At 47.5% G+C, this 14962-nt stretch carries 2 protein-coding genes, 6 tRNA genes and 7 rRNA genes; 1 reads left to right on the top strand and 14 read right to left on the bottom strand.

Annotated features, from left to right (window positions below; genetic code table 11):
* Positions 1-19: 19 nt before the first annotated feature.
* Positions 20-95: transfer RNA gene (locus OCV20_RS02025), tRNA-Asn, on the top strand.
* A 344-nt stretch (positions 96-439) separates the two neighbouring features.
* On the opposite strand, the gene OCV20_RS02020 is transcribed toward OCV20_RS02025, so the two are convergent.
* The 14 genes from OCV20_RS02020 to OCV20_RS01955 form a co-directional block, all read right to left on the bottom strand.
* The gene (locus OCV20_RS02020) at positions 440-835 is read right to left on the bottom strand and encodes a DUF2391 family protein (protein ID WP_050645433.1); all 396 of its coding nucleotides are present in this window, start codon (positions 833-835) and stop codon (positions 440-442) included.
* Positions 836-1952: 1117 nt separating this feature from the next.
* A tRNA-Asp gene (locus OCV20_RS02015) sits at positions 1953-2029 on the bottom strand.
* Between the two features lie 30 nt (positions 2030-2059).
* Positions 2060-2175 (bottom strand): 5S ribosomal RNA (rrf, locus tag OCV20_RS02010).
* A 42-nt stretch (positions 2176-2217) separates the two neighbouring features.
* Positions 2218-2294: transfer RNA gene (locus OCV20_RS02005), tRNA-Thr, on the bottom strand.
* Between the two features lie 39 nt (positions 2295-2333).
* A 5S ribosomal RNA gene (gene rrf / locus OCV20_RS02000) occupies positions 2334-2449 on the bottom strand.
* 96 nt (positions 2450-2545) lie between these two features.
* A 23S ribosomal RNA gene (locus OCV20_RS01995) occupies positions 2546-5439 on the bottom strand.
* A gap of 300 nt (positions 5440-5739) precedes the next feature.
* Positions 5740-5815, bottom strand: a tRNA-Ala gene (locus OCV20_RS01990).
* Positions 5816-5829: 14 nt separating this feature from the next.
* Positions 5830-5906 (bottom strand) — tRNA-Ile (locus OCV20_RS01985).
* A gap of 67 nt (positions 5907-5973) precedes the next feature.
* Positions 5974-7528 (bottom strand): 16S ribosomal RNA (locus tag OCV20_RS01980).
* A gap of 396 nt (positions 7529-7924) precedes the next feature.
* A 5S ribosomal RNA gene (gene rrf, locus OCV20_RS01975) occupies positions 7925-8040 on the bottom strand.
* A gap of 137 nt (positions 8041-8177) precedes the next feature.
* Positions 8178-11071, bottom strand: a 23S ribosomal RNA gene (locus OCV20_RS01970).
* Positions 11072-11386: 315 nt separating this feature from the next.
* Positions 11387-11462: transfer RNA gene (locus OCV20_RS01965), tRNA-Glu, on the bottom strand.
* 65 nt (positions 11463-11527) lie between these two features.
* Positions 11528-13082, bottom strand: a 16S ribosomal RNA gene (locus tag OCV20_RS01960).
* Together the 16S, 23S and 5S rRNA genes with 5 tRNA genes alongside form the textbook arrangement of a ribosomal RNA operon.
* 604 nt (positions 13083-13686) lie before the next feature.
* Positions 13687-14940 carry a cyclic di-GMP phosphodiesterase gene (locus OCV20_RS01955; RefSeq protein ID WP_086775217.1) on the bottom strand — a complete coding sequence of 418 codons (1254 nt, stop codon included), beginning with the start codon at positions 14938-14940 and terminating at the stop codon, positions 13687-13689.
* Positions 14941-14962: the final 22 nt, after the last annotated feature.

Here is a 14962-nt window from a genome sequence, read left to right as displayed (position 1 = left end):
TAGAGACTAAACAATCAATTCCCCTTTAGTTCAGTTGGTAGAACGGCGGACTGTTAATCCGTATGTCGCAAGTTCAAGTCTTGCAAGGGGAGCCAATTAAAAAAAGCCGCATCATTGATGCGGCTTTTTTGCATCTAAAGATCCCAACATCTCAATACAACTTCCCTCTCCTCTCTAATTTCTATTCGACTCAGAAACCAACTGTTTTCATCTCCTTCCAAGCCTACAAACCTTCGCTACTTGACGCTCTTCAATATCTCCCAGCAACAAACGCCCCATTCACGTAAGAGTCACTCATAGTAACGTTACTACTCATTTTATTGATGATGAGAGCGGTTAAACAAATCAATGCTAAGTCTGGAAGTGAAAAAGCTAAATAACGAATCAAATAAGCGCTAGAAAAGCTCTGCAAGGCGCTTCAATGCAAATGATACACAAGTCACTCTTTATCAAAACTATCCACTACAATAGCGCCCATAGAGGCAGGCATTGAAATAACAATCACTCTTTTGATCGATACCACTGGATCACTCAATAAAGGTAATTTGTCCAGACAAGTCAGTACCAAAGCAACGACCAATGCCGTCATAACATAAGCAATAACTATTCTAAAAATAAACACTGGCAACCGTGCAACAACGTCTTTTTGAAAGACGCTCTCATACGTATAAAAGCCTAAGAACACCGCAGACAGCAAAAATAGAAGCAATAGATTAGCGGCAGGTAAAGTCTCCCCTAACTTCCAAGCCTCTTCAGAAAAAGAAATCGGCACGGCCAAAGCAAAAGATCCCACAAAGATCTGGCTCGCATCTTCAAAGTTAAAACTCAATTTCATAGTTCGACCCATTAGGTTTAAGGCTTTATCCAGCTCTTAAAATAATCCCCAAACTATCCGCCGATGATTTGGGGAATTTTCTATTCTTACTAAGCAAACAGTAGTGACCTTATAGATTAATCTTAGTCGCAATAACCAAAACATAGCTTGAACTAACCAGCAAGAAATCAATATGCTCAGAGCAAAGCGGTCAACACAACTGATTAATATCGAGTCAACAAACACATCAAAATCGAAGACAGAGTGGTAACCCCTAATATACCAGCACCTAGACCCAAAGAATCTAAATCCGCAGGGTGATAAACGTCACTTCACAAATACGAGGGATGCTCTATTTCTTAGCTTATATATCCCTCAGGCACCACTTGGGAACACACTTAGCGACTCTCACCTTTAAACTGAATCTAGCCTACTTTCACCCTTTGAAATACTTAGAACGAGGCGCTCAATACCATCGAGAGTGGTTTAAGCTAAATGCATAACAAGAGCTATTAAGTTGACTCATTAGGGGCTCTAGCGTTTTTAAGAGAAGCCTCTATGATAGAGCCCTAATTACACATCAGAACTATCCTCTAGATCCACAGACAGGATAGAAGTCAGGTTTTCTAGGCGAATGGCTGTTAGCTGATACTTGAAGGACACTCGCTAAATAGAGAAGCAACCTACAAGTACAGAGCAACAAGATGGGTTGTAGGGCCTGTATTAGTTTCAGGTGTTGAGAAGGGGATATGTTGAGTCAGTTCTGTCTCATAAATCTAACTTACAGCGCGTATGGCTCGAGTATCTGAATGCTAAATTAAAGCTATATACGCTTGAAATCATGCTCGAGTCACCTCACAGCTGGAATCCGAAATGATGTAGCCCTAATCATGAGTTGGTTTGGGGAACACCTAAGCTAAGAGCTGTGGGCTACGGGGAGTCTTTTGTGCAAATTATTCGACTGACATGCGAAAAACTATAATTTAGATGCAAAAAAGCCCCGCTATTTCTAGCGAGGCTTCATATAAGTAGCGGAGTGGCTGGGATCTCAGGCGACCGGGACTCGTTGATCGGAGACCAAATTATCGACACCCAGAAACGACGAAAGCCTAGTCATAAGACTAGGCTTTCTAATAAGTGGCGGAGTGGACGGGACTCGAACCCGCGACCCCCGGCGTGACAGGCCGGTATTCTAACCAACTGAACTACCACTCCGCAGTGTCTATTCAGCTTAAAGCAATTTGAGCCTGACGATGTCCTACTCTCACATGGGGAAGCCCCACACTACCATCGGCGCTATTGTGTTTCACTTCTGAGTTCGGCATGGAATCAGGTGGGTCCACAATGCTATGGTCGTCAAACAAATTCTGTTGTTAACTTGAATAATCAAATCAACTAAATAGTGGTGCTGATACCCAGACTCGAACTGGGGACCTCACCCTTACCAAGGGTGCGCTCTACCGGGCTGAGCTATATCAGCAATTCAAAAACCGTTTAAAAACGATTTTAAAAATTTAAAGCCTGGCGATGTCCTACTCTCACATGGGGAAGCCCCACACTACCATCGGCGCTATTGTGTTTCACTTCTGAGTTCGGCATGGAATCAGGTGGGTCCACAATGCTATGGTCGCCAAGCAAATTTTAAAATTCGGAAAACTGATTTAAAAGTCTCTTTCAAACTCATTCAAGGTCTGGTCTTTCTTTGAGTCCACAAAACCCCTTGGGTGTTGTATGGTTAAGCCTCACGGGCAATTAGTACAGGTTAGCTCAATGCCTCGCAGCACTTACACACCCTGCCTATCAACGTCGTAGTCTACGACAACCCTTTAGGACACTTATAGTGCCAGGGAAAACTCATCTCAAGGCTCGCTTCCCGCTTAGATGCTTTCAGCGGTTATCGATTCCGAACTTAGCTACCGGGCAATGCCATTGGCATGACAACCCGAACACCAGAGGTTCGTCCACTCCGGTCCTCTCGTACTAGGAGCAGCCCCTTTCAATTTTCCAACGCCCACGGCAGATAGGGACCGAACTGTCTCACGACGTTCTAAACCCAGCTCGCGTACCACTTTAAATGGCGAACAGCCATACCCTTGGGACCGACTTCAGCCCCAGGATGTGATGAGCCGACATCGAGGTGCCAAACACCGCCGTCGATATGAACTCTTGGGCGGTATCAGCCTGTTATCCCCGGAGTACCTTTTATCCGTTGAGCGATGGCCCTTCCATTCAGAACCACCGGATCACTATGACCTGCTTTCGCACCTGCTCGAATTGTCATTCTCGCAGTCAAGCGGGCTTATGCCATTGCACTAACCACACGATGTCCAACCGTGTTTAGCCCACCTTCGTGCTCCTCCGTTACTCTTTGGGAGGAGACCGCCCCAGTCAAACTACCCACCAGGCACTGTCCGTAATCCCGATTCAGGGACCAACGTTAGAACATCAAAACTACAAGGGTGGTATTTCAAGGACGACTCCACCACATCTAGCGACGCGGTTTCATAGTCTCCCACCTATCCTACACATGTAGGTTCAATGTTCAGTGCCAAGCTGTAGTAAAGGTTCACGGGGTCTTTCCGTCTAGCCGCGGGTACACTGCATCTTCACAGCGATTTCAATTTCACTGAGTCTCGGGTGGAGACAGCGTGGCCATCATTACGCCATTCGTGCAGGTCGGAACTTACCCGACAAGGAATTTCGCTACCTTAGGACCGTTATAGTTACGGCCGCCGTTTACCGGGGCTTCGATCAAGAGCTTCGACCGAAGTCTAACCCCATCAATTAACCTTCCGGCACCGGGCAGGCGTCACACCGTATACGTCATCTTACGATTTTGCACAGTGCTGTGTTTTTAATAAACAGTTGCAGCCACCTGGTATCTGCGACTCTCGTCTGCTCCATCCGCAAGGGACTTCACTGATAAGAGCGTACCTTCTCCCGAAGTTACGGTACCATTTTGCCTAGTTCCTTCACCCGAGTTCTCTCAAGCGCCTTGGTATTCTCTACCCGACCACCTGTGTCGGTTTGGGGTACGATTCCTTACAATCTGAAGCTTAGAGGCTTTTCCTGGAAGCATGGCATCAATGACTTCACTACCGTAGTAGCTCGACATCGTATCTCAGCGTTAGTAGCGGTCCGGATTTACCTAAACCACCCGCCTACGTACTTGAACCTGGACAACCGTCGCCAGGCCCACCTAGCCTTCTCCGTCCCCCCATCGCAATTGTAAGAAGTACAGGAATATTAACCTGTTTCCCATCGACTACGCCTTTCGGCCTCGCCTTAGGAGTCGACTTACCCTGCCCCGATTAACGTTGGACAGGAACCCTTGGTCTTCCGGCGAGGGAGTTTTTCACTCCCTTTATCGTTACTCATGTCAGCATTCGCACTTCTGATACCTCCAGCAGCCCTTACAGACCACCTTCAACGGCTTACAGAACGCTCCCCTACCCCACATACCCTAAGGTACGTAGCCGCAGCTTCGGTGTATAGCTTAGCCCCGTTACATCTTCCGCGCAGGCCGACTCGACCAGTGAGCTATTACGCTTTCTTTAAATGATGGCTGCTTCTAAGCCAACATCCTGGCTGTCTGAGCCTTCCCACATCGTTTCCCACTTAGCTATACTTTGGGACCTTAGCTGGCGGTCTGGGTTGTTTCCCTCTCCACGACGGACGTTAGCACCCGCCGTGTGTCTCCCGGATAGTACTTACTGGTATTCGGAGTTTGCAAAGGGTTGGTAAGTCGGGATGACCCCCTAGCCTTAACAGTGCTCTACCCCCAGTAGTATTCGTCCGAGGCGCTACCTAAATAGCTTTCGGGGAGAACCAGCTATCTCCAGGTTTGATTGGCCTTTCACCCCTAGCCACAAGTCATCCGCTAATTTTTCAACATTAGTCGGTTCGGTCCTCCAGTTGATGTTACTCAACCTTCAACCTGCCCATGGCTAGATCACCTGGTTTCGGGTCTAATCCTAGCAACTGTACGCCCAGTTAAGACTCGGTTTCCCTACGGCTCCCCTAAACGGTTAACCTTGCTACTAAAATTAAGTCGCTGACCCATTATACAAAAGGTACGCAGTCACACCACGAAGGTGCTCCTACTGCTTGTACGTACACGGTTTCAGGTTCTATTTCACTCCCCTCACAGGGGTTCTTTTCGCCTTTCCCTCACGGTACTGGTTCACTATCGGTCAGTCAGTAGTATTTAGCCTTGGAGGATGGTCCCCCCATATTCAGACAGGATATCACGTGTCCCGCCCTACTCGTTTTCACTGATGATGAGATGTCGATTACGGGGCTATCACCCTTTACTGCGGCACTTTCCAGAGCCTTCATCTGTCTCATTAAAAGCTTAAGGGCTAATCCAATTTCGCTCGCCGCTACTTTCGGAATCTCGGTTGATTTCTCTTCCTCGGGGTACTTAGATGTTTCAGTTCCCCCGGTTTGCCTCCTGTTGCTATGTATTCACAACAGGATACTTGCTTATGCAAGTGGGTTTCCCCATTCAGGAATCCCAGACTCAAAAGGTTATTACTACCTAATCTGGGCTTATCGCAAGTTATTACGCCTTTCATCGCCTCTGACTGCCAAGGCATCCACCGTGTACGCTTAGTCACTTAACCATACAACCCGAAAGGGTCTTAGTGTATGGCAACTAACCAAGGTTTTTGGTTGTCATTAAGAAGGGTTAATTCTCAATGACTGTTTGCCGGACTCAATTGTGATTCAAACAAGTTTGAATCGAATACAAGACACTTGAATGTGTTTGTTGTGTTTATCTAATGAAAGATAAACATTGAGAACTTTTAAATTTGATTGAATTACTCGTAAGTAATCAATCAGTCAGCTTTCCAAATTGTTAAAGAGCTTGATTCAATAAAATGAACCATTTTTAAAGACTCTCTTAAGAGAATACTTAAAGATGGTGGAGCTATGCGGGATCGAACCGCAGACCTCCTGCGTGCAAGGCAGGCGCTCTCCCAGCTGAGCTATAGCCCCATCTAGGTCGATATTGGTGGGTCTGAGTGGACTTGAACCACCGACCTCCCGCTTATCAGGCGAGCGCTCTAACCAGCTGAGCTACAGACCCAATATCGTCTCTTAACTTTTCTAAACCTAATCAATCTGTGTGGGTACTCATCGTGCATATCTTCGTATAAGGAGGTGATCCAGCCCCAGGTTCCCCTAGGGCTACCTTGTTACGACTTCACCCCAGTCATGAACCACAAAGTGGTGAGCGTCCTCCTCGAAAGGTTAAACTACCCACTTCTTTTGCAGCCCACTCCCATGGTGTGACGGGCGGTGTGTACAAGGCCCGGGAACGTATTCACCGTGACATTCTGATTCACGATTACTAGCGATTCCGACTTCATGGAGTCGAGTTGCAGACTCCAATCCGGACTACGACGCACTTTTTGGGATTCGCTCACTATCGCTAGCTTGCTGCCCTCTGTATGCGCCATTGTAGCACGTGTGTAGCCCTACTCGTAAGGGCCATGATGACTTGACGTCGTCCCCACCTTCCTCCGGTTTATCACCGGCAGTCTCCCTGGAGTTCCCGACATTACTCGCTGGCAAACAAGGATAAGGGTTGCGCTCGTTGCGGGACTTAACCCAACATTTCACAACACGAGCTGACGACAGCCATGCAGCACCTGTCTCAGAGCTCCCGAAGGCACACCTGTGTCTCCACTGGCTTCTCTGGATGTCAAGAGTAGGTAAGGTTCTTCGCGTTGCATCGAATTAAACCACATGCTCCACCGCTTGTGCGGGCCCCCGTCAATTCATTTGAGTTTTAATCTTGCGACCGTACTCCCCAGGCGGTCTACTTAACGCGTTAGCTCCGAAAGCCACGGCTCAAGGCCACAACCTCCAAGTAGACATCGTTTACGGCGTGGACTACCAGGGTATCTAATCCTGTTTGCTCCCCACGCTTTCGCATCTGAGTGTCAGTATCTGTCCAGGGGGCCGCCTTCGCCACTGGTATTCCTTCAGATCTCTACGCATTTCACCGCTACACCTGAAATTCTACCCCCCTCTACAGTACTCTAGTTCACCAGTTTCAAATGCAGTTCCGAGGTTGAGCCCCGGGCTTTCACATCTGACTTAATGAACCACCTGCATGCGCTTTACGCCCAGTAATTCCGATTAACGCTCGCACCCTCCGTATTACCGCGGCTGCTGGCACGGAGTTAGCCGGTGCTTCTTCTGTTGCTAACGTCAAGAGATAGCGCTATTAACGCTACCCCCTTCCTCACAACTGAAAGTACTTTACAACCCGAAGGCCTTCTTCATACACGCGGCATGGCTGCATCAGGCTTTCGCCCATTGTGCAATATTCCCCACTGCTGCCTCCCGTAGGAGTCTGGACCGTGTCTCAGTTCCAGTGTGGCTGATCATCCTCTCAGACCAGCTAGGGATCGTCGCCTTGGTGAGCCATTACCTCACCAACTAGCTAATCCCACCTAGGCATATCTTGACGCGAGAGGCCCGAAGGTCCCCCTCTTTGGCCCGTAGGCATTATGCGGTATTAGCCATCGTTTCCAATGGTTATCCCCCACATCAAGGCAATTTCCTAGGCATTACTCACCCGTCCGCCGCTCGACGCCCATTAACGCACCCGAAGGATTGTTAGTGTCGTTTCCGCTCGACTTGCATGTGTTAGGCCTGCCGCCAGCGTTCAATCTGAGCCATGATCAAACTCTTCAATTTAAGATTTTGTGACTCAACGAATACTGACTTCAAAACTAATATTCATGTAAACATGAACATGTAATTCTAAAGCTATTACCATTCCAACAGAATGGTAATGAATTGACTGTGCCGAATAACTACAAGTAGTTAAACGTATTGGTCACTCAGTTCATTGAAATCAATTTTGATTCCGAAGAATCTGTTTTATCTAACGATAAAACGTTTTGATATTCATCAACGAGTGCCCACACAGATTGATAGGTTTAAATTGTTAAAGAGCTTTGCTTTCAGTGCCTTAGCACTTAAGCAGGACGCGTATAATACGCTTTCTACTTTGAAAGTCAACATAAAATACTAAGAAAACTTAGAACTCTATGGTGACTTGTCTATCAAATAGACAAAGTCGAAATTAAAGCCTGGCGATGTCCTACTCTCACATGGGGAAGCCCCACACTACCATCGGCGCTATTGTGTTTCACTTCTGAGTTCGGCATGGAATCAGGTGGGTCCACAATGCTATGGTCGCCAAGCAAATTTTGCTTTTACTTTCAGTTTTTAAAAAACTGAAGGCAAAATAATCTGGAAAACTGTATTTAAAAGTCTATCTCTTCAAACTCATTCAAGCGTTTGGTATTTCTTTGAGTCCACAAAACCCCTTGGGTGTTGTATGGTTAAGCCTCACGGGCAATTAGTACAGGTTAGCTCAATGCCTCGCAGCACTTACACACCCTGCCTATCAACGTCGTAGTCTACGACAACCCTTTAGGACGCTTATAGCGCCAGGGAAAACTCATCTCAAGGCTCGCTTCCCGCTTAGATGCTTTCAGCGGTTATCGATTCCGAACTTAGCTACCGGGCAATGCCATTGGCATGACAACCCGAACACCAGAGGTTCGTCCACTCCGGTCCTCTCGTACTAGGAGCAGCCCCTTTCAATTTTCCAACGCCCACGGCAGATAGGGACCGAACTGTCTCACGACGTTCTAAACCCAGCTCGCGTACCACTTTAAATGGCGAACAGCCATACCCTTGGGACCGACTTCAGCCCCAGGATGTGATGAGCCGACATCGAGGTGCCAAACACCGCCGTCGATATGAACTCTTGGGCGGTATCAGCCTGTTATCCCCGGAGTACCTTTTATCCGTTGAGCGATGGCCCTTCCATTCAGAACCACCGGATCACTATGACCTGCTTTCGCACCTGCTCGAATTGTCATTCTCGCAGTCAAGCGGGCTTATGCCATTGCACTAACCACACGATGTCCAACCGTGTTTAGCCCACCTTCGTGCTCCTCCGTTACTCTTTGGGAGGAGACCGCCCCAGTCAAACTACCCACCAGGCACTGTCCGTAATCCCGATTCAGGGACCAACGTTAGAACATCAAAACTACAAGGGTGGTATTTCAAGGACGACTCCACCACATCTAGCGACGCGGTTTCATAGTCTCCCACCTATCCTACACATGTAGGTTCAATGTTCAGTGCCAAGCTGTAGTAAAGGTTCACGGGGTCTTTCCGTCTAGCCGCGGGTACACTGCATCTTCACAGCGATTTCAATTTCACTGAGTCTCGGGTGGAGACAGCGTGGCCATCATTACGCCATTCGTGCAGGTCGGAACTTACCCGACAAGGAATTTCGCTACCTTAGGACCGTTATAGTTACGGCCGCCGTTTACCGGGGCTTCGATCAAGAGCTTCGACCGAAGTCTAACCCCATCAATTAACCTTCCGGCACCGGGCAGGCGTCACACCGTATACGTCATCTTACGATTTTGCACAGTGCTGTGTTTTTAATAAACAGTTGCAGCCACCTGGTATCTGCGACTCTCGTCTGCTCCATCCGCAAGGGACTTCACTGATAAGAGCGTACCTTCTCCCGAAGTTACGGTACCATTTTGCCTAGTTCCTTCACCCGAGTTCTCTCAAGCGCCTTGGTATTCTCTACCCGACCACCTGTGTCGGTTTGGGGTACGATTCCTTACAATCTGAAGCTTAGAGGCTTTTCCTGGAAGCATGGCATCAATGACTTCACTACCGTAGTAGCTCGACATCGTATCTCAGCGTTAGTAGCGGTCCGGATTTACCTAAACCACCCGCCTACGTACTTGAACCTGGACAACCGTCGCCAGGCCCACCTAGCCTTCTCCGTCCCCCCATCGCAATTGTAAGAAGTACAGGAATATTAACCTGTTTCCCATCGACTACGCCTTTCGGCCTCGCCTTAGGAGTCGACTTACCCTGCCCCGATTAACGTTGGACAGGAACCCTTGGTCTTCCGGCGAGGGAGTTTTTCACTCCCTTTATCGTTACTCATGTCAGCATTCGCACTTCTGATACCTCCAGCAGCCCTTACAGACCACCTTCAACGGCTTACAGAACGCTCCCCTACCCCACATACCCTAAGGTACGTAGCCGCAGCTTCGGTGTATAGCTTAGCCCCGTTACATCTTCCGCGCAGGCCGACTCGACCAGTGAGCTATTACGCTTTCTTTAAATGATGGCTGCTTCTAAGCCAACATCCTGGCTGTCTGAGCCTTCCCACATCGTTTCCCACTTAGCTATACTTTGGGACCTTAGCTGGCGGTCTGGGTTGTTTCCCTCTCCACGACGGACGTTAGCACCCGCCGTGTGTCTCCCGGATAGTACTTACTGGTATTCGGAGTTTGCAAAGGGTTGGTAAGTCGGGATGACCCCCTAGCCTTAACAGTGCTCTACCCCCAGTAGTATTCGTCCGAGGCGCTACCTAAATAGCTTTCGGGGAGAACCAGCTATCTCCAGGTTTGATTGGCCTTTCACCCCTAGCCACAAGTCATCCGCTAATTTTTCAACATTAGTCGGTTCGGTCCTCCAGTTGATGTTACTCAACCTTCAACCTGCCCATGGCTAGATCACCTGGTTTCGGGTCTAATCCTAGCAACTGTACGCCCAGTTAAGACTCGGTTTCCCTACGGCTCCCCTAAACGGTTAACCTTGCTACTAAAATTAAGTCGCTGACCCATTATACAAAAGGTACGCAGTCACACCACGAAGGTGCTCCTACTGCTTGTACGTACACGGTTTCAGGTTCTATTTCACTCCCCTCACAGGGGTTCTTTTCGCCTTTCCCTCACGGTACTGGTTCACTATCGGTCAGTCAGTAGTATTTAGCCTTGGAGGATGGTCCCCCCATATTCAGACAGGATATCACGTGTCCCGCCCTACTCGTTTTCACTGATGATGAGATGTCGATTACGGGGCTATCACCCTTTATTGCGGCACTTTCCAGAGCCTTCATCTGTCTCATTAAAAGCTTAAGGGCTAATCCAATTTCGCTCGCCGCTACTTTCGGAATCTCGGTTGATTTCTCTTCCTCGGGGTACTTAGATGTTTCAGTTCCCCCGGTTTGCCTCCTGTTGCTATGTATTCACAACAGGATACTTACTTATGTAAGTGGGTTTCCCCATTCAGGAATCCCAGACTCAAAAGGTTATTACTACCTAATCTGGGCTTATCGCAAGTTATTACGCCTTTCATCGCCTCTGACTGCCAAGGCATCCACCGTGTACGCTTAGTCACTTAACCATACAACCCGAAAGGGTCTTAGTGTATGGCAACTAACCAAGGTTTTTGGTTGTCATTAAGAATGGGTTAATTCTCAATGACTGTTTGCCGGACTCAATTGTGATTCAAACAAGTTTGAATCGAATACAAGACACTTGAATGTGTTTGTTGTGTTTATACCGTTCTTATTAACTAAGAGCAGATAAACATTGAGAACTTTTAAATTTGATTGAATTACTCGTAAGTAATCAATCAGTCAGCTTTCCAAATTGTTAAAGAGCTTGATTCAATAAAATGAACCATTTTTAAAAACACTTAAATAAATGCGCTTAAAGATGGTATCCCGTAGGGGAGTCGAACCCCTGTTACCGCCGTGAAAGGGCGGTGTCCTAGGCCTCTAGACGAACGGGACATAGGTTACTCTTAACTGTTTAAACATATCAATCTGTGTGGGTACTCATCGTGCATATCTTCGTATAAGGAGGTGATCCAGCCCCAGGTTCCCCTAGGGCTACCTTGTTACGACTTCACCCCAGTCATGAACCACAAAGTGGTGAGCGTCCTCCCCGAAAGGTTAAACTACCCACTTCTTTTGCAGCCCACTCCCATGGTGTGACGGGCGGTGTGTACAAGGCCCGGGAACGTATTCACCGTGACATTCTGATTCACGATTACTAGCGATTCCGACTTCATGGAGTCGAGTTGCAGACTCCAATCCGGACTACGACGCACTTTTTGGGATTCGCTCACTATCGCTAGCTTGCTGCCCTCTGTATGCGCCATTGTAGCACGTGTGTAGCCCTACTCGTAAGGGCCATGATGACTTGACGTCGTCCCCACCTTCCTCCGGTTTATCACCGGCAGTCTCCCTGGAGTTCCCGACATTACTCGCTGGCAAACAAGGATAAGGGTTGCGCTCGTTGCGGGACTTAACCCAACATTTCACAACACGAGCTGACGACAGCCATGCAGCACCTGTCTCAGAGCTCCCGAAGGCACACCTGTGTCTCCACTGGCTTCTCTGGATGTCAAGAGTAGGTAAGGTTCTTCGCGTTGCATCGAATTAAACCACATGCTCCACCGCTTGTGCGGGCCCCCGTCAATTCATTTGAGTTTTAATCTTGCGACCGTACTCCCCAGGCGGTCTACTTAACGCGTTAGCTCCGAAAGCCACGGCTCAAGGCCACAACCTCCAAGTAGACATCGTTTACGGCGTGGACTACCAGGGTATCTAATCCTGTTTGCTCCCCACGCTTTCGCATCTGAGTGTCAGTATCTGTCCAGGGGGCCGCCTTCGCCACTGGTATTCCTTCAGATCTCTACGCATTTCACCGCTACACCTGAAATTCTACCCCCCTCTACAGTACTCTAGTTCACCAGTTTCAAATGCAGTTCCGAGGTTGAGCCCCGGGCTTTCACATCTGACTTAATGAACCACCTGCATGCGCTTTACGCCCAGTAATTCCGATTAACGCTCGCACCCTCCGTATTACCGCGGCTGCTGGCACGGAGTTAGCCGGTGCTTCTTCTGTTGCTAACGTCAAGAGACAGCGCTATTAACGCTACCCCCTTCCTCACAACTGAAAGTACTTTACAACCCGAAGGCCTTCTTCATACACGCGGCATGGCTGCATCAGGCTTTCGCCCATTGTGCAATATTCCCCACTGCTGCCTCCCGTAGGAGTCTGGACCGTGTCTCAGTTCCAGTGTGGCTGATCATCCTCTCAGACCAGCTAGGGATCGTCGCCTTGGTGAGCCATTACCTCACCAACTAGCTAATCCCACCTAGGCATATCTTGACGCGAGAGGCCCGAAGGTCCCCCTCTTTGGCCCGTAGGCATTATGCGGTATTAGCCATCGTTTCCAATGGTTATCCCCCACATCAAGGCAATTTCCTAGGCATTACTCACCCGTCCGCCGCTCGACGCCCATTAACGCACCCGAAGGATTGTTAGTGTCGTTTCCGCTCGACTTGCATGTGTTAGGCCTGCCGCCAGCGTTCAATCTGAGCCATGATCAAACTCTTCAATTTAAGATTTTGTGACTCAACGAATACTGACTTCAAAACTAATATTTACCGCTCTTTCGAAAAAGAACAGAAACATGTAATTCTAAAGCTATTATCTTTCCAACAGAAAGATAATGAATTGACTGTGCCAAGTCCTAAGACTTGATTGGTCACTCAGTTCATTGAAATCAAGTTTGATTCCGAAGAATCTGTTTTATCTAACGATAAAACGTTTTGATATTCATCAACGAGTGCCCACACAGATTGATAGGTTTAAATTGTTAAAGAGCTTCTCTTCGTTGTGACTTGCGTCACTTCGTAAGAGGCGGCCATTCTAGCGACTTAATTCTCAGTGTCAAACACTTATTTAGAATTAATTTCTACTTTCTAAAAGTAGGAGTGAATTATCACTCAAAGCTAGTTGCCTTTACTAACATTCTTCGCTGAAGCCTTGTGGCGTCTGCCGTGTCAGTGAGGCGGCATTATAGAGACGCCGCTCATATTGGCAAGCATTAAATGCATTTTTTATTGAAAAAAGAGGTTAAACGAAGACATTTCAACCAAGGGCTTATTTGTACCACTTTAAGCCCAACTTGCGAACAAATTACTCACAACACCCTGTGGATAACTACTCTCCACTATCAAAAAAGTAAGATAAACGAGCCCTAGGGTTTAGATACTCTCGAACTTGTTCAGGTAATTTGCTTGGATGAACGGCATTTACGATTTTGATCTCTTTAATAAAGAGGTCAATGATCGGGGCTTGGGTTCTTGGCACGCTAGGATCATAGATAAGTACATTTGGATAAAGCATATGTTTAGCGTTAACAGATATCACAATCCCAATCGAGTCATTTGAAAGCTGTACTACGGTTCCTGGTGGGTAGACTCCCATGAACTTAACCAACAGCCCCAAGTTATCTTGGCTATATAGATGCTTGCAGCTCTTATATAAGTGGGACAGTGCCAAATATGGGATCATTTGTTGAGATTGCGTTTTACCATGGCAAAGGTTATCAAACGCATTAGCCACGGCGACTATCTTGGCAAACTCATCAATCTCATGTTCTTTTAAGCCCTCGGGGTAACCAGAACCATCATTCATCTCATGATGTTGAGCGATCACCTTTTTAGCACTTTCAGGAAAGCCATCAATTGCCGATACAATATCCGCACCGTATTTAGTATGAAGCTTCAGGTAGTTCTCTTCTGGCACCGTTAGTGCACTCTGCTTTCTTAATATCGCAGCTGGTATTTTGATCTTGCCTATATCATGGAACATTGCTGCGAAAGAGAGAGCTTTCAATTGCTGCCTATCGTAGCCTTTAGCTTTACCTATCATCAATGCAACAACCGAAACGTTCAGTGTATGAAAATAGAGGTCTTCAAAATCCGCTTTAGCATTCATAAGATGTAAGGTGACGTTATCATCGCTCACTAGGGTTTCGACAATATCATCAACAAGAGCCTTAACCTCCCCCACCGCATCTAAAGGTCTGTTACGGATCTTGGTCATCACAGAGCGCATTCGAGCAAGCGAGCGTTCAAACTCTCTCTCACAATGACTCACCCTGCGGCGGTAAGAGCTAAGGGTTTCGATACGCTCATGCTTATCTTTCCACATTCTTTCCGTTTCAAGGCTTACCTGTGAATCAATATCGATTTCTTGTTCACCTACGTGATTAACAGGTAAAGGTGAGGTATCGCTCTGACTCAGGTTTATATAGACGTGCTTAATACCAAGATGTCGAATTACTTTTACTTGAGCGTCATCTTTGATTTTAAAGCTGTTGAATAAAAATGGGTGTTCATTCCATTTTACGGGGAGTCGTATATGCAGACCGGGCTGAATGCGATCTACGGTAATCTTTATGCTGCCCATTTTTATATATAATATTGATGAT

The organism is Vibrio coralliirubri, from assembly GCF_024347375.1.
In the GTDB taxonomy this organism is placed as follows: domain Bacteria; phylum Pseudomonadota; class Gammaproteobacteria; order Enterobacterales; family Vibrionaceae; genus Vibrio; species Vibrio coralliirubri.
Note: the sequence above shows the minus strand (reverse complement) of the source record. Positions and strands in the feature narration are given on the sequence as shown.